The organism is Ktedonobacter sp. SOSP1-85 (assembly GCF_016587415.1).
Lineage (GTDB): Bacteria > Chloroflexota > Ktedonobacteria > Ktedonobacterales > Ktedonobacteraceae > Ktedonobacter.
Genome location: NZ_BNJI01000001.1, coordinates 4584839 through 4601812, shown reverse-complemented (window position 1 = coordinate 4601812; position 16974 = coordinate 4584839). Strand labels below are relative to the sequence as shown.

Here is a 16974-nt window from a genome sequence, read left to right as displayed (position 1 = left end):
TATGAGATAGAATAAGGAGGCAATCAATCACATGACACGATGAAGTGTTGAAGGAGTTTATACATCATGGCCAAAGTTTTAGAAGATATCAAAGGGCGTCTCCAAACGCCTTTCACAAATGCACCTTTCACTGATTTCAGTAAAGAAGAGAATAAACGTGCCCAGGAAGAGGCAATCGCCCAGGTGAGAAGCGAGCTGGGTCAGACCTATCCGCTCATCATCGGTGGCAAAAAGATTACCGGTGAGAAGACCTTCGCCTCGGTCAATCCCTCGCAGCCCGACCAGGTAATAGGTCACTTTACCAGCGCGACAGTCGAGCAGGCAAACGAGGCGGTCAAAGTCGCGGCCGAGACCTTCGAAAGCTGGAAACATATTCCAGCCGAAGAGCGCGCCAGCTATCTCTTCGCCGCCGCCGATCTCATGCGCCAGCGCCGTTTCTACTTTAACGCCTGGATGATCTTTGAGGTTGGTAAGAGCTGGGTCGAGGCCGATGGCGACACCGCCGAGGCCATTGACTTCCTCGAGTACTACGCGCGCGAGATGCTACGCCTGGCTGGCGACCAACCAGTCACGCCCTTGCCCGGCGAAGAGAACAAACTCGTCTATATTCCGCTGGGTGTGGGCGCGGTCATTCCGCCCTGGAACTTCCCTAACGCCATCATGGTTGGCATGACAAGCGCCTCGTTTGTCGCTGGCAATACAGTTGTGCTCAAGCCTGCCAGCACCTCGCCCGCTATTGCTTACCAGTTTATGCGCCTCCTCGAAGAGGTGGGTCTCCCCGCTGGCGTGGTTAACTTCCTAACTGGCTCCGGTTCAGTCGTAGGTGATACCCTCGTTGATAACCCCAGCGTGCGCTACATCTCCTTCACTGGCTCGCGTGACGTCGGCTTGCGCATCTATGAGCGCGCGTCGAAAACGCCCAAGGGGCAGCGCTGGCTGAAGCGTACCATCCTGGAGATGGGTGGCAAAGATGGAATCGTCGTCGACGAGACCGCCGACCTGGATGCCGCCGCCGCCGCAATCGTTGCCTCTGCCTTTGGCTTCCAGGGGCAGAAGTGTTCGGCTGGTTCCCGCGCCATCGTCGTCGAGCAGGTCTACGACAAGGTATTGGAGAAAGTGGTCGAGAAGACCAAAACCCTTACCATGGGCGATGTGACTCAACCAACCACCTACATGGGTCCCGTGGTTGACGAGAACGCCATGAAGAAAATCCTCGAATACATCGAGCTTGGCAAGCAAGAGGGACGCCTCGTCACTGGCGGTAAGCACCAGGGGCCGGGCTACTTTATCGAGCCAACCATCTTCGCGGACGTCGCCCCCGAGGCGCGTATCTCGCTGGAGGAGATCTTTGGCCCGGTTCTAGCCTTTATCAAAGCGAAAGACTTTGACGATGCCCTCGACATCGCCAACAATACCGAGTACGGCCTGACCGGCTCGCTCTTCTCTAACGACGAGCAGCGTCTTGAGCGCGCTGGCGAAGAGTTCCATGTTGGCAACCTGTACTTCAACCGCAAGTGTACAGGCGCCATGGTTGGTGGTCATCCCTTCGGTGGCTTCAATATGTCGGGTACGGACTCCAAGGCAGGAGGCCCAGATTACCTGTTGCTCTTCACACAGGCGAAATCCATCTCGAAGAAAAAGTAAGGAAGCGAGGAGTTTACACTCTTGACAGAGGTAACACAACTCACCCCTGGAATCTGGCAGATTTCTCTGCCGTTCCAGGGGGAGACAGACATTATCGGCTCCTATCTCCTGGCGGGTAGCGATGAAATCGCGCTGATTGATCCAGGGCCGGGAAGCACCAGCGAGGCCCTACTGGAGGGAATACGCCAGGCGGGATTTGATCCCGCGCGCGTCACCCACATCCTGGCCACGCACATTCACCTGGATCATACTGGAGGGGTCGGAAAGCTTCTCGCCTCTATGCCCCAGGCACGCGTGTTCGTTCATAGCAAGGGCGCGCAACATCTCATTGATCCTGGGAAACTCATCGCCAGCTCGGAGCGCATCTATGGCGAGCGCATGCAGGAGTTATGGGGCGAAATTCTCCCTGTGCCCCAGGAGAAGGTCCAGGTCATTGAGGGCGGAGATATTCTCAATGTCGCAGGTCGGCGCCTGGAGGTTCACTATACTCCCGGCCATGCCATCCATCACGTCATCTTCTTTGATGTGCATAGTGGAGATCTCTTCGCGGGCGACGTCGCGGGCGTGCGCCTGCCTGGCATCTCTTATGGGCGACCTCCCACCCCCCCTCCAGACCTGGATATCGAGGCCTGGTCGAGCAGCATCGATACGCTCAAAAAGCTGCGCCCCGATGTCATTTACCTGGCGCACTTTGGTCCCGTCCGCAACCTGGCTCCGCATCTTGAAAGCATACGCGCGAAGCTCTTTAACTGGGGTGATCTCGTGCTACGAGCCATGCGCGAGAACAAGAGCGAGGCGGAGATTATTGAACTCTTCATCGCGGAGACACGCCCTGAATTACAGCGTCTCTCGAACGATCCGCGTACACTTGAGCGCTACGAGATCGCATCGAACTACCCTATGACAGTGCAAGGGTATATGCGCTACTGGCGTAAGCATCACCCCGAGCGACTCGAAGCATAAAGCAACCACTTCTCAGCGGATAGACATCTACCTGCCAGAAGAGAAAATGTCGGCGTGAGAGCAGACAGGCGCCTGTCTGCTCTCACGCCGACATTTTCTCTTCTAGTGGCACACACTATTATTGTTAGCCAATCGGCTGGCGTGAGCCTATATGCATGATACGCGTCAAGACTCGCGTGACATCCTGGGTCAAACGCCCGGCCTGCTGGAGCGCCTGGTTAACCTGGAAGCGCCAGCCGAGGCTAGTCTCAGGCATGGCTGGAAGACGAGGGGTCTCAGGTACAGCTGGGAAGCGAGGCGTTTCAGGCACAACACATATTGCCATTTTGGCAGAGACCCAGAGAGCCAACTGGGCATCTTTACTGGTGCTAACAGAGGCCCCCTCAGTGAGGGGTCTGGCTGGCAAGTGGGCCGTCATATATCCCGCCAACCCATCGAGGGAGGCATGTGAGACACCATATACGACGCCCTTGACCTCCACCAATTCTAGCCAGCTTTGGAAGAACTCTGCCTGATGCCAGGTCACGTCTCGGAAAGGGGCCCCTATCTGCGCATCGAAGCGTACCTTTGCCCTTTGCCACTGGAGTAAGTCCTGGAGTAACGCTTCAAGGTTACGCTTATCGCCCATAATATGCACCAGGCGTCCCTCTTGAAAGTAGAAATGAATCAGGCCCCGGCGCTCATCGCTACGTATGGAGAGTCGCCCGGAGCGCTCCTGATCGCGCACATCGAGCAAAGCATTGATAGCATCAAGAAAATAACGCTGTGTAGCATCACAACAGAGCGAAATCTGTGTCGAGGATAATTGAGTTATCAACCCTTTCCACCCCCACAAAAAAGATTTTTCGAAGAACCAAGTTAACTATACATATCATTATACATGCCATTATCCATATTTGCAACTTTTTGCACATTATTACTATTCAAAATGCAAATTTACCCATCCACAAACCTCACACATACCAATCAATACATTTGCATCTTTTGTAACTGAAGATAAACGGCGTGCGCAACGACAGATATAACCGCGAAAGCGTGCTGGATTGCCCAGCACCAGGGTATAGGGCACGACATCTTTTGTGACCACTGAGCCTGCTCCCACAAGCGCGAAGGTGCCGATAGTCACGCCACAGACCACGACCGCGTTTGCCCCTATCGATGCTCCATACTTGACAAGTGTCGGCGTAATCTCCCAATCCTCGCTCCCTTTAAGCTGGCCATCAGGTGTAATGGCCCTGGGATAGAGGTCATTGGTAAAACAGACGTGCGGGCCAATAAAGACGCCATCCTCTACTGTGACACCCTCAAAGAGCGAGACATGGTTCTGTATCTTGACCCGCGCCCCAATATGAACGTGGGATTCGACGTAGACCCCTTTGCCAATATTGCACATTGCGCCAATAGTGGCGGAGGCTCGCACATGAGCATGGCGCCAAATGCGCGTTCCGGCACCAATCTGCGCCCCTTCTTCGACCTCTGCTAGAGGATGGATATAGCTTGTTGCTGCGCTGCGCCCTTGCATATCTTTGGCTCCTTCTGATCTCATTCTCAGCACCTGTGGTGCTTCGCAAAGGAGTAAGGGTATGTCATCGAGGGCAGGCGATGCCTGTCCTCGATGACATACCCTTACCCTGTTTCAAAAGTTTGCTTGGTGTCTTGTTAGACAAACTCTTGTACGAGGAAGATACTATGCGGGTATAGTATCGGAAACCAGGGTGTGTAGCTGTTGATTTAAGGCATCCTGGGCCGCGGCCAGGACGCGTACGACGGAGAGTCCGACCTCGCCACTGGCGCGTGGAGGCGTACCAGTGCGGATGGCACGAATAAAATCTTCACACTCCAGGCGTAATGGCTCGATCCAATCGATATGCGGAATAGTAATCGCACCATGGCGATAGGACACTACAGGGTCGGCATTGACATCCGCGCCCTTGTTATAAATCTTGATCATCTCAGCGGGATTGGTATCGTCGTACACGACCATCCTGGCATCACCGATGACAGTTACCCGCCGCAGCTTGCAGGGGTGCAGCCAGCTCACATGGATATGCGCCGTCATCCCATCTGGGAAGCCAAGATCCAGGTGCGCGACGTCATGAATAGGTGGCAATAGGTGCGCGTTCGCCTGCACCTGGACCTGTTCAGGCAACTGGCCAAACAGGTAGAGCAGAATTGAGACATCATGAGGGGCCAGATCCCAGATGACGTTAATATCGCGACGAAATAGGCCTAAATTGACACGTTCGGCCTCAACACAATAGATCTTCCCCAATTCACCGCTTTGTACTAGCTTGCGCAGTTCGTTGACTGCGGGGCTATACTCAAAGGTATGCCCAACCATCAAGATCCGGTCTACCTGGCGTGCTAGCGCGACCAGTTCTTCCGCTTCCGCAACGCTGGCCGTCAAGGGCTTTTCAACCAGGACGTGCTTGCCATGGAGCAGGGCCTGTTTGGCGAGTGCGTAGTGTGTACGTACAGGTGTCGCGATGATGACAGCATCAACATCTGAACGGAGCAATTCCTCCACCTGGGATGTCACCTGGAGACCTGGTTGTTGGCCCGCAAGCAGCGCTACCCGATGCTTATCCATGTCGGCGACTGCGGTTACTGCGGCATGGGCGATACTATCCAGGTTACGAGCAATCTTTGGCCCCCAGTATCCCCAGCCAATGATGCCAAAACGTAAATCAGCCATATGTCGCTTCTTCCTTTTTTATCCGTGCCTTATAAAGGGTATAAATGACTAACGTTTATTTTTGCGTTGCACCGGTCAAGAGCGCCTGCTTCACCGTCTCGACGACCAGGTGCAGCTGCTCTTCAGTTAATTCAGGATACATAGGGAGTGAGACAATACGCTCGGCGGCCTGCTCAGTCACAGGCAGCATGCCATGTGTATATCCATAGTCTGCGCAAGCCGGCTGCAAATGAATGGGCACTGGGTAGTGCACATTGGTTCCAATTCCGGCCTCTTCTAATGCTTTGCGGAAGGTATCACGCTGCTCCACCTGGATCACATAGTAGCAATAGACATGTGTGCCCCATGAGCAAACCTCGGGTACCTGCGGCACCACCGCGCGCAACCGCTGGGTGTAGAACTGAGCATGGGCCTGGCGCGCCTGGTTCCACTGCTCAAGGTAGGGCATCTTTAAGAGCAGGACTGCCGCTTGCAATTCATCCAGGCGATAATTGCCCCCGATCACCTCGTGATGATAGCGTACACGTGAGCCATGGTCGCGCAGCATACATAATTTCTCCGCCAGGACGGGATCGCTAGTCGTACAGATGCCAGCCTCGCCAAAGGCTCCCAGGTTCTTACTGTAGTACAGGCTAAAGCAGCCAATATCACCAAAGCTACCGACGCGCTGGCCCTGGTAGGTCGCCCCGTGCGCCTGTGAGGCATCTTCAATGACGCGTAGCCCACGCGCTCGCGCAAAATCAAGGATAGGCCCCATCTCAGCCGCATGCCCATAGAGATGTACAGGCAGAATGGCGCGTGTGCGTTCTGTGCACACAGCCTCTAGTTGGCGCCAATCCATCAGGTAGGTTTGGGGATCCACATCGACAAACACCGGCCTGGCCCCCACGAGGGCAATGGCCTCCACTGTGGCAATAAAGGTGTTGGAGACCGTGATGACCTCGTCGCCTGCTCCAATATCGCAGGCACGCAGGGCCAGCACCAGCGCCTCCGTTCCCGAGGACACGCCTATGCCATAGCGACAGGCACAATACTCAGCGAACTGCTGCTCAAAGGCATAAGTCTTCGGCCCCAGGAACAAGTGCATACTCTCCAACACTTCAGCAAAGGCCGCCATAATTTCAGGCTTCAAGCTCTGATACTGGGCACGTAGATCAACAAGAGGAACTTGTAAAGGTACCACTCCCTCAGCACTCCTTCTCTAAAAAATGAAGCTCAGCCTCGCAGCGAGCAGCAAGACTACTTTGCTAGTCAGGATAGTACCATGCGAGAGTGATCGGCTGATACTCGTTGTGGTAGAGGTTAGGTGAAACTTTGTCAGCGGAGTGGAGAACGTGTGGCTAGCCAAAAGGTTCTAAAGAGATTCCAATCTGCCATATCACAGCGCGTCATTTTACCTCAATTTCCCCCTTTCTAGACGAGCCGCTACCAGTTTTCTATGCTCATCCGTACCGTTTCTGCACCCTCATACCGTACCATTGAGGCAGTATAAGATAGTTGAGGTTACGAGGAATTCCTCGTATGAGTCTTCGGGGAGGAATAGCCATGGCTGTTCAAGCACAAGCGACCCAGGTCCAGCAAGACCTGGCGTTCAGTAGAAGCTACCTGCGCTACAAACGCCTGCTTGACATCGCGTTTACGCTTCTCATCGGCCCCTTTGTCTTGCTCGTGTGTCTCCTGGTCGCGCTCTGCGTTCGACTTGATTCACAAGGCCCGGTGTTCTTTCACCAGAAGCGAGTGGGGCAAAATGGAAAAACCTTTGAGATGCTCAAGTTTCGTTCGATGTATACCAACAATGACCCCAGGCTCCATATCGAAAAGATTCAGCAGTATATGCGTGGCGAAAAGCTGAGTGAGGAGGCTGGTGAGGGCATGGCCTATAAGATCCACAAGGATCCCCGAATTACGAGGGTGGGCCGCATTATTCGCAAATTGAGTTTTGACGAGCTGCCACAATTCTGGAATGTCTTGCGAGGCGAGATGACACTGGTGGGGCCGCGCCCACCTCTATCCTATGAAGTCGAGATATACAAAGAGAGCGACTGGCTACGCCTCAGCGGCAAACCCGGCCTGACCGGAACCTGGCAGGTCTATGGCCGCTCGCGTGTTACCTTCCAGCAGATGGTTGAAATGGATATCGCGTACCTGCACCAGCAATCGCTCTGGCTCGACCTCAAGCTCATCGCCCTGACAGTACCTGTCATGCTCTTGGCCCGTGGTGGCGGTTGAGATTTTGCTTGTATAGAGATAAAAAGCACAGGACCGTGGTCCTGTGCTTTTTATCTCTATACAGACATTGAAGGATATGAGGTACGAGCCTCTAGATGGAGAGCACGCGTAAGGCCTTCCCGCTCTCTACAGGTGTCTTCTGTTCCTCGTTACGGCGGATCAGGGTATAGCCTACGCCAGGAACGGTCAATATATAGCGTGGATCGCTGGGGCTGGGTTCAATCTTCTGGCGCAGGTGACGAATATGCGCTTTGATGAGGCAGGCATCACCATCGCCATCGTAGCCCCAGACATGAGTGACGATCTGATTTGCGGTGCAGACATCGTTTGCATTGATCGCCAGCAGGTGTAATAGTTTGCTCTCAGTCGGAGTCAGGCGCACCAGTTTGCCATGAACACTCACCTCATTATGCAACGAATCGACACGAAGAGGGCCTACTGTGACCACAGAGGAGGGGCGACGCTCCAACGTAGAGCGAGCGCGACGACTCACCGCACGAATCCTGGCCAGCAATTGTGCCGGGAAAAACGGCTTGCGTAAATAATCGTCCGCCCCCGACTCAAGGCAACGCACCTCGTCCTGTACCTCTTTACTATCAGTTAACACCAGCACCAGTGCATCGTGCTTGGCGCGTAAATCGCGACACATTTCCAGCACATTCCCCCCTTCAACATAGGATCAATGATTACCAGATCGGGACGTTGTTCGAGCCATTCACTTCGGGCTCGCTCACTATTATAGGCTCTGTATACTTCATACCCCAGAGTTTTTAGCCAGCTTGTGAGCATTTCCACCAAATCACGGTCACTGTCGATGACCAGCAATTTCATATGTCTCCTCCCCTGATAGACATAACACATCTGCATATTGCGAGTAGTTGCCCAATGAGTACCTGTCTCCCTTCTATGACCGCTTCTCATGCCATACAAGATCGTATCGATTGACGGCAGGATATTTGAAATTCTCACCTGATACACAAAAGCAAAAAATTGTCTTCATCCCTCACATCCTTGTAGAAATTTTTGCGCAGAACGTTTCAAGTGCTTTGGCATAAACATAGCGAGGCTCGCTTCTCTTACAGTCTCCCCCAAGACATGCAAACAAAGAAATAATTGTCCTGCGTCAAGGAATATTCCTTTTTGTACGGGGAGTGGCGAGAAAACCACGAGGTCTTCAACCTCGTGGATGAATCGCCGGACTTGTTCTGGTTGATTGAACCCAACCAGAACAAGTCCATTGACTCAAAAAACTCTGCCCGAAGGCAGGTGATGCGTATCTCTTTGCTGTGACCACAAAGAGAATCCGACTTCATCTCGACAAGGTTCAAAAGGCTTTTTGCACCTGGATCACCGGACCTTTCCTCAGTCCTACTTAAACCCAGGCGACAGAGCAGCGGTCTGATGCGTCAACCGCAGGTGTCATGACCTTTCAAACGGTCTCATCATTTCTGATGAGGAGTCTGGTGAACTTGAGCTTCCGAAAAAGCTACCAAACCGCAGACCCGACGACTTCCGAAGAAGCCGCTGCGTCTTCAGCTCAGTGGTAGTTCACACGTGCAGGACTCGCCAGGGTAGAAACAAGCCACCCCCATAAGCGTTGCTTATGGCTTTGCAAGAGGAGGACATGTACCTAAAAGTATCAAGATAGCAAGCTTAAACTACGCAACGCGCGACAACGTCTGACATACATAAAAACAATAAGATACAATATACAAGATTTTAAATCTATTGTGCCAAAACCCACCATTATCCACCTTCACACAAACACAGCCATTATTTTAGCATATTTTTCGCTCTATGGCAGGCAAAGCAGGACACAATCACAAAAACATGTTTTTGCACTGCCCCCATCTTCTTTGCACTTCCTAAATCTTAGACGCTTCCTCCACATTTTTTTGGGGCACTAAATGACTGGTTATTCTAGAGAGACATCTTCTAGCAGCAAAGCATTCGGGGAGAATACAAACTGATCAATAAAAAGCTTCTTTCGTGCAGCACACATAAAGAGGGACATTGGGCGCGTTCTCTTTGAGGGAGTTGTTCTAAAAATTGAAGCAGAGGCAAGATGTCTTAACAAAAGTGTAAAGACATCTTGATTGGCGGGGGAAGAGATAGACAGGCTAGTAGGTCGCAAGCCGCGCAAGAAACCTGCGGGCCTGACAAATAACGTAAAAAGCGCTAGTACTTGTTAGCACTTGTTAATAACTGGTGGCGAGCAAACCAACACAAATGCCCAGTAATCCACCTACAAAAACCTGGATCGGGGTATGCCCAATCAGTTCACGCAAACGTTTTTCCGCGAAGGGATGCCCCTGAAAGGCTTCATCAATCATCTGATTTAAAATACGCGCCTGAATACTTACTGCACGACGCACGCCTGCCGCATCATACATCACGATACCTGCCAGGACGGCTGCGACGGCAAAAGCCGGCGAACTGATACCCATCACACGGCCCACAGCGGTAGCCAGCCCGGTCACCAGGGCGGAATGCGAACTTGGCATACCACCAGAAGAAACGAGACGGCTCAGCACCAGGCGGCGTTCTTTAATAATCTCGCCCACCGTCTTACTTACCTGGGCAAGCGCCCAGGCTAATACCGAAGCCAGGAGCACATGATTGTCTAAAAGCGTGTCACTAACCATAAATTAAAAGAGCTTCTCCCCTCTTACAGGTCCAATGATTGCAAGGACAACGTGCCCTCACTATCCACTTGCAGTTGTTGTACCGTTAACTCAGCCTTCTGTAAAAGTTCATTACAGTACTGAACAAGCGTCACGCCCTCCTGATAAGAGCTGAGTGCCTGCTCTAAGGAAACCTGTCCATCTTTCAGGGCTGCAACCGTGGCTTCTAGCTTGGCAAAAGCCTCTTCAAACGATAATGCTTCCATGACCTTCTTCCTTCCCCACAAAACAATGGTAGAAAATACCTGACTGCCACCAGGCAAAACAGCATATGGCAAGGGCTCTTATCCCAGTTCTTCGCGTACAGACACAGGAATGCTGCCGTCCTGCACCTGAATACGCAAGGCATCCCCGGCCTGTACCTGCTTCACGCTTGTTATCAGCCGCTGGCCTGGCTCCTGTCTGACTACCGCATAGCCGCGTGCAATCGTCAAGAGCGGACTTAACGCGTGCAATTGCAAGGTTTGTCCACTGAGACGCTCCGCGCGTATGCTCAGCAGGTGGCGCATATGCGTCTGCAAGCGCTCACTGGCCTCGTCCAACTGCTGGCGATAGTTATTGATCTGTCCAACGGGACTCTTATGCTCAAGTTGATACTGGAGATCGGCGACCTGGGTCGCAAGCTCTTCCAGGCGTTCTTCCATCAGCGAGCCAAGCTCTTGCTGACGATCAAGCAACTCAATGCGCCAATCCTCGATGTTGGGAACTGCGGCAGTCGCGGCAGCGGTTGGCGTCGATGCGCGCAAATCGGCGACAAAGTCGGCCAGGGTAAAGTCCGTTTCATGGCCGACGCCACTAATCACAGGGATACTTGAGCGTGCAATGGCGCGCACCACGACCTCTTCGTTAAAGGCCCACAGCTCTTCGATGGAACCGCCGCCACGCCCGGCAATGATAACCTCTGCCTCGCCGTGCTCATTCAACGCATCGAGGGCGGCGGCAATAGAGGCAGGGGCTTCACTTCCCTGAACCTGTGCGGGGGCAAGAATCACGCGCGCCAGAGGGTAGCGTTGGCGCAAGACGCGCAACATATCACGTAGGGCCGCAGCCTGCGGCGAAGTAACAATCCCAATAACTTCCGGGCGCTCGGGCAACACTCGCTTTCGCTCTTCCGCGAAGAGTCCTTCCGCCTCCAGGCGCGCTTTCAAGCGTTCCAGGCGCTCAAAGAGGGCGCCTACCCCCAGAGGTTCGGCGCTCTCCACATAGAGTTGCAACTTGCCGTCACGTTCATAGAATGAAATACGTCCATTCAGGGCGATTCCCATGCCATCGCGTAGCGTGGGAGCGGATGAACGCAGACGGGACTGCTTAAAGAAGACGCAGTTGAGCTGTGCGCCACTGTCCTTGAGGGTAAAATAACAATGACCGGAGGGGTAGGTCTTGCAATTGGAGACTTCGCCATACACCCGGACATCTTGTAGCATGTCATTGGTCTCAAGCCACTCTCGCAGGAAGACCGAGAGGGCCGAGACACTGATGGCTTCATTAAATCCTGGAAGATGCATGGCGGTCATACCCTGCTATGCCTCCTCAGCCGTTTCAAGCGTCATCAAAGCCTGTCCATACTCTACAGGCTGGCCATCTTCCACGAGAAGCTCTAGCACACGGCCGGCAGCGCTCACCTCAACCTCGTAGAGGACATTGAGGGACTGAATTGAGCCAACCAGTTGTCCGACTTTGACTTTATCGCCCGCGGCAACCAGGGCTTTCCCTTTCGGCTTGGCCCAGGTGTGGAAAATTCCTACCAGCGGCGCGGTAACAGTATGCTGTGGAGGTGCAGACACCGAGGAGTCAGCCACTTCAACTACTGGCTCGCTAACACTGATCGCGGCGTTCTCTCCGGCCCTGGCCTTGCGCAAGACCAGGCGTGTTCCCGTCCCGCTATGCTTGACTTCAATTTCGGAAACGTCGCTTTTATCAAGCACTTTAACCAGGTGGGTCAGGTGTTCAATGCTCATCTGCTCCGTCTCTTGCTGCACTTCCTCTGGAAGTCTCTCTAATTGAGAGGAAGCACGTCTGCTGCCATCCATAGTCATACTCCCATACTACATTTATAAATACTTAGTGAGCCAGATGCAGACGCCTCGATTGCTAATGGTTACGCGACGCCCCCTATGCTCACTCACTTCAGTTTCCAGGCATGCGCTGGTCTCTCCCTATTTACAGAGATCGTATCAGAGATAGACCAGCAGAACCGTTTTAGACACGCTCCACGTACTGACCCGTGCTGGTATTCACACGAATCGAGTCTTCGCTAGAAACAAACAAGGGTACCTGTACTACGAGACCCGTCTCGGTCGTCGCGGGCTTCGTACCACCTGTAGCGGTGTCGCCTTTGAAGCCAGGCTCGGTATAGGTTATTTTGAGTACGACCTTTTCAGGCAGCTCCACCGAGATAGGCTCTTCGTTGTAACGAATGATGTCAAGCTCAAGATTATCAATGAGATAATCCTTGGCATTGCCCAGTTGAGCCTCATTCAGGACAATATCATCATACGTGCTGGTATCCATAAAATGATACAGGTCATCGGCATTGTACTGATAGGTGACGGTCGAACGATCCAGATAGAGGCGTTTGAACTTATCGCCAGCGTCACATGTACGATCAAAAATCGCGCCGCTACGCAGGTTACGCAACTTCAGGCGCACGATAGCACCACCACGGCCAATTTTCACGTGCTGCCACTCGAGAATCGTGCAGGGATTCCCTTCAAACTCGATTGTGACGCCTTTTTTCAGGTCACCGGTGGAAATCATTCAGAAAACTCCTTTGACATTGAATGACCAATGGTCGTTCATCTGTATTTCTGTAGCAGGAAGCTACTTTTGTTCTTGTAAGAAGGCCACAAGCGCCTCCAGTGCCAGAAGATAGCCACGCCAACCCAGGCCCGCGATATGCCCATAGCTAATGGGAGCAATCACAGACTCATGGCGAAAAGGCTCCCGGGCATAGATATTGCTCAAATGGACCTCGATGATGGGTAGCCTGGTGCCCGCAAGCGCGTCGCGCAAAGCATACGAGTAGTGCGTAAAGGCGCCAGGATTGATAATTATGCCCTCTACGCGCTCGGCATACTGCTGAATGGTATCGATCAGCACACCTTCATGGTTGGACTGCACACACTCTACTGTCGCTCCCAGGCTGGCCGCTCGCTCCCGCAAACGCGCCTGGATCTGCTCGAGTGTCACACTGCCATATATCCCTGGGTCGCGCTTCCCCAACGTATTCAGGTTAGGTCCATTTAAAACCAGGATCTCCGCCATCGCCTATGACCTCGCTTCAGCGAAAAAATCTGTGACCACGCGCTCGACAAGATCATCGGGCATCTCGGTAATGACGACTTCGCCAATCCGTCGGGGCATGATCCAGCGAATACGTTTGCCCACCACTTTCTTATCCAGGCGCGTTTTCGCCAGTATATCCTGCGCCCGCACCAAACCCCGGTAGCGCGTGGGGAGTCCCAACGATGCGAGAAGTGCGTTCTGTCGCTGTTCTTCTTCCGCACTCCACATGCCAGCCTCACGCGCGATCTCAGCCGCAGCCACCATGCCCAGAGAAACCGCCTCGCCATGCAACCATTCGCCGTATCCCGCGACACTCTCCAGTGCATGGGCAACGGTATGGCCATAATTCAAGATGGCACGCAGGCTGCTCTCCGTCTCGTCTTCTTCAATAACCTGCACTTTGAGGTCGATGCAGCGAGCCACAATCTGGACCAGCAAGGAAGCAGGAAGTGACGAGAAATCGCGCAAAGCGTCTTTGTAGGTCTCCAAAAGCGCAAATAGCTTAGCGTCGAGTATGATACCATACTTTACAACTTCTGCCCATCCCTCTGTACGCTCCCGCACTGGCAGCGTCAGCAGGGTCCTGGGGTCCACCAGGACCAGGCGTGGATGGTAGAAGGCACCGATCAGGTTCTTGCCCTGTCGATGGTTGATACCGGTCTTGCCACCAATGGCCGCATCCACCTGAGCCAGCAGCGAGGTCGGCACCTGAATCAGGGGCACACCGCGCAGGTAAGTAGCCGCGGCAAATCCGACCAGGTCACCAATGACACCACCGCCAAGCGCGATTAGAACTTCACGCCGCTCGGCATGGTGCTCAAGCAGCCAGTCGTAGATTGCCTGTAGCTGTTCAGGTGATTTGCTCGCCTCGCCTGCCGGGACCGTGTAGAGATAGGGTTCAAATCCCTGTTGCTTCAGGCTATGCACAACCTGCTCGCCATAAAGCGCGCGCAGATTGCTATCCGTAAAGAGGAAGACCCGCGAGGGCAGTCCCAACTGTGTCAGATACTGCGAGAGTCGCTCCAGCCCGCCCCAATCCACCACGGTGTCATAGCCTCTACCAATGTGAACATGCCTGACAACAGGCGCCCCGTCCCTCGACGCGTCAGCAGCGTTTACCATAGCCATAATCTCCATAACCACCCGTTCCACGCTCCGGCCATGAGTCTGGCATACCAGGTCAGCCTCCTCATACCAGGCGCGACGGGTCGTGTACAAATTCCGCAATGTGGCCAGGGGATCGGGACCGGCCAGCAGAGGCCGGATCTCGGGCGAGGTGCTCTTGGCAAGAGAAAGTGTATGCTGCGCTCGCAAGCGCTCAAGAGCCACCTCAGGCTCCGTTTGCAAGTAGACTCGAACACCACGCTCGGCCATCAGCCTGCGATTCTCCTCGCGCACCACCAGCCCCCCACCTGTCGCCACAATCGCGCCCTCCTCATTTTGCGCGACACGCGCCAGGACACGACGCTCACACTCGCGAAAATACGCCTCACCATACCGGGTGAAAATCTCGGGGATACCCACGCCCTCTTCTTGCTCAACGAGAGCATCAATGTCAAGTAAGGGTCGCCGCAACTCTTGCGCAAGCAGGCGGCCCACCGTGCTCTTCCCGCTCCCTGAAAGCCCAATTAAAAAAACATGTCGCATGGCGCTATTGTAACATTAAACGGCTGGCGTGTGTATCATCTACGTTGAGAAGCTCTGGCTAGGGAGTACTTTTCACTTGACAATCAGGGGAGGTCGTGGGACGATAGCAAGGTCAAAATAGGGTACTGTCTCTTTTTGCGCTTTAAAAGGGGCAGAACTCTTTCTCGCATATCTAAACACGGCTCTTTATTTAAATATTCAAAAATTAATTTGGTGGAAAGTACTTGATTGCGCATGAACACAAACCTTCCTACAACCAGCGCTTCGTCTCAAGAGACGCTACCAGGCAGGCAGCAAGAGGAGAACTCGCCCAGCCTATCAAAACGGCGTTCACGCTGGCTCAGGCTCTTTGATGCATGCATCCTTATTTTCCTATGCGTCGCCCTCTTCGCTGGCACCAGACCAGCCCTTTTTAAAAATAATACCGACGCGGCAAAGTACCAGTGCTATGCGATGGCATTCTGGCACACACTCTCCATTACAGAGAGAGAGCCATGGAAGACACAGTGTGGCTTTATCACACGCCCCATTACGGCGGACTATTTAGATGTGATTCCGCCTGGTCAACATACGCCAACGTTGCTTGAGAAGGCCGAACGCTATGGTCTCCCGGCCTCGTTTGTGAATACCATCGAACAATGGCAATCCCCTAATCAGCGCTTTCACGCCCTTCCTAATGAGTATCCCATGCTGGTGCTGGTTCCCTTTTCGCTAAGCTTGATTGTGCCCAGTCACTGGTACCAGGTTGCCTTCGCGGGCTGGATGGGCCTCTTCGCGATCATTATCTACTACCTCCTGGTGCGCTATCGCTCTCGTGGCTCAGCCATGGCCTTCGTGGTCTACCTTCTTGCCGGCTGTTATGCGACCGCACTGGGGCGTTTCGATCTTGTTCCCGCCTTGTTGACATTGCTGGCTATCATCTACGCGGACCGCTCACGCTGGAACTGGGCCTATGTCTACCTGGCGCTAGCAACGCTCTGCAAATTTTACCCGGTGATCCTGCTGATCCCATTCCTGCTCCAGCAACAGCGCGAGCTCCAGGGCTCATGGCGCATGCGCCAGCGCTGGCTTTCCCTGGGAATATTCGTCGCGCTCTGTAGTGCTGTGATGCTGCTCTCGCTGGCCCTGAGCGCCGAGGGAACTCTCAAGCCCTTTACCTACTTCATTGGGCGCCCGACACAGGTAGAATCACTCCAGGCCGCTATCGTGTGGTTTACCAGCCGGCACATTACGCATACCCCGCTCTCTTACCGCTATAGTTATGGCTCATTTAATATCTTTGGCACGCCAGAGAAACTGGTCAGCACCCTGAGCACGGCCCTCCTTCTTTTAGGGCTTGCCTATATCTACTGGCTCCAGTGGCGCAATAAAATCGACCTGGCCGTCAGTAGTGTGCTGACGCTACTCGTCATCATCAGTACTGGCAAGGTATTTAGTCCTCAGTACCTGATCTGGGTCGCCCCACTCATTGCCTATATTGGACGAGCCAGTTGGAAATGGCTGATGCCCTGGACAGCATTGAGCCTGCTCACGACTTTCATCTATCCCTATCTGTATGGCAAGGCATTGCTTCACGACCTACCCAATGTTTCAATCTTCTTCCCTTCGATCATGGTCCGCGATGTTGTGCTGCTGGGCATCATCCTGGGTATCCTCCTGGCTGCCACCCTGGGCTATCTCAAGCCACACCACAACAGGGTCGAAGCCAGCCAGCAGACGCCTCTCCCTACACCCGCCATTTAATTTATTCAGGAGTAAAGGAGAGCGTGCCTGGATAGCGGCATCTGCCGCCATCCAGGCACGCTCTCCTTTACTCCTTCTAGAATG

16 protein-coding genes are annotated in these 16974 nt (G+C 53.6%); 4 read left to right on the top strand and 12 right to left on the bottom strand.

Translation table 11 applies throughout. The features are described 5' to 3' along the window. Positions 1-66: 66 nt before the first annotated feature. Positions 67-1644 carry an L-glutamate gamma-semialdehyde dehydrogenase gene (gene pruA / locus KTE_RS19295; RefSeq protein WP_201383669.1) on the top strand — a complete coding sequence of 526 codons (1578 nt, stop codon included), beginning with the start codon at positions 67-69 and terminating at the stop codon, positions 1642-1644. A 21-nt stretch (positions 1645-1665) separates the two neighbouring features. Continuing rightward, positions 1666-2607 (top strand): MBL fold metallo-hydrolase, encoded by a 942-nt coding sequence (locus KTE_RS19290; protein WP_201383667.1) that lies wholly within the window; start codon positions 1666-1668, stop codon positions 2605-2607. 124 nt (positions 2608-2731) lie between these two features. Here KTE_RS19290 and KTE_RS19285 read toward each other — a convergent pair whose 3' ends face one another. From KTE_RS19285 to KTE_RS19270, 4 genes are all read right to left on the bottom strand, one after another. Continuing rightward, positions 2732-3424, bottom strand: a complete 693-nt coding sequence (locus KTE_RS19285) for a DUF4388 domain-containing protein (RefSeq protein ID WP_201383665.1) — start codon at positions 3422-3424, stop codon at positions 2732-2734. A gap of 102 nt (positions 3425-3526) precedes the next feature. Beyond that, positions 3527-4129, bottom strand: a complete 603-nt coding sequence (locus tag KTE_RS49245; protein ID WP_201383663.1) for an acyltransferase — start codon at positions 4127-4129, stop codon at positions 3527-3529. A gap of 165 nt (positions 4130-4294) precedes the next feature. Further along, positions 4295-5302 carry a Gfo/Idh/MocA family protein gene (locus tag KTE_RS19275; RefSeq protein WP_201383661.1) on the bottom strand — a complete coding sequence of 336 codons (1008 nt, stop codon included), beginning with the start codon at positions 5300-5302 and terminating at the stop codon, positions 4295-4297. 55 nt (positions 5303-5357) lie between these two features. Continuing rightward, complete coding sequence (locus KTE_RS19270; RefSeq protein ID WP_201383659.1) at positions 5358-6485, bottom strand: DegT/DnrJ/EryC1/StrS aminotransferase family protein; 1128 nt, start codon at positions 6483-6485, stop codon at positions 5358-5360. A 362-nt stretch (positions 6486-6847) separates the two neighbouring features. Between KTE_RS19270 and KTE_RS19265 the strand changes: the two genes are divergently transcribed. After that, a complete protein-coding gene (locus tag KTE_RS19265) occupies positions 6848-7531 on the top strand; it encodes a sugar transferase (RefSeq protein ID WP_201383657.1) in 684 nt (227 codons plus the stop codon). Between the two features lie 91 nt (positions 7532-7622). Here the strand turns inward: KTE_RS19265 and KTE_RS19260 are convergent, their stop codons facing one another. From KTE_RS19260 to aroB, 8 genes are all read right to left on the bottom strand, one after another. Then, entirely contained in the window at positions 7623-8180 is a 558-nt protein-coding gene (locus KTE_RS19260) for a response regulator transcription factor (RefSeq protein WP_236600484.1), read from the bottom strand. Between the two features lie 1549 nt (positions 8181-9729). Beyond that, a complete protein-coding gene (locus KTE_RS19255; RefSeq protein WP_201369176.1) occupies positions 9730-10176 on the bottom strand; it encodes a divergent PAP2 family protein in 447 nt (148 codons plus the stop codon). A gap of 23 nt (positions 10177-10199) precedes the next feature. Then, on the bottom strand, positions 10200-10421 hold the full coding sequence (xseB, locus tag KTE_RS19250) for an exodeoxyribonuclease VII small subunit (protein ID WP_007910800.1): 222 nt from the start codon (positions 10419-10421) through the stop codon (positions 10200-10202). Positions 10422-10499: 78 nt separating this feature from the next. Further along, on the bottom strand, positions 10500-11729 hold the full coding sequence (gene xseA / locus KTE_RS19245; protein WP_201383655.1) for an exodeoxyribonuclease VII large subunit: 1230 nt from the start codon (positions 11727-11729) through the stop codon (positions 10500-10502). Positions 11730-11735: 6 nt separating this feature from the next. Next, on the bottom strand, positions 11736-12245 hold the full coding sequence (locus KTE_RS19240; protein ID WP_201383652.1) for a biotin/lipoyl-containing protein: 510 nt from the start codon (positions 12243-12245) through the stop codon (positions 11736-11738). Between the two features lie 169 nt (positions 12246-12414). Beyond that, positions 12415-12972 (bottom strand): elongation factor P, encoded by a 558-nt coding sequence (gene efp / locus KTE_RS19235; protein ID WP_201369180.1) that lies wholly within the window; start codon positions 12970-12972, stop codon positions 12415-12417. 63 nt (positions 12973-13035) lie between these two features. Continuing rightward, positions 13036-13479 (bottom strand): type II 3-dehydroquinate dehydratase, encoded by a 444-nt coding sequence (gene aroQ, locus KTE_RS19230; protein WP_201369181.1) that lies wholly within the window; start codon positions 13477-13479, stop codon positions 13036-13038. 3 nt (positions 13480-13482) lie between these two features. Then, positions 13483-15147 carry a 3-dehydroquinate synthase gene (gene aroB, locus KTE_RS19225; protein WP_255552910.1) on the bottom strand — a complete coding sequence of 555 codons (1665 nt, stop codon included), beginning with the start codon at positions 15145-15147 and terminating at the stop codon, positions 13483-13485. Between the two features lie 234 nt (positions 15148-15381). Here aroB and KTE_RS19220 point away from each other — a divergent pair, with 234 nt between their 5' ends. Next, positions 15382-16890 carry a glycosyltransferase family 87 protein gene (locus KTE_RS19220; RefSeq protein WP_201383648.1) on the top strand — a complete coding sequence of 503 codons (1509 nt, stop codon included), beginning with the start codon at positions 15382-15384 and terminating at the stop codon, positions 16888-16890. Positions 16891-16974: the final 84 nt, after the last annotated feature.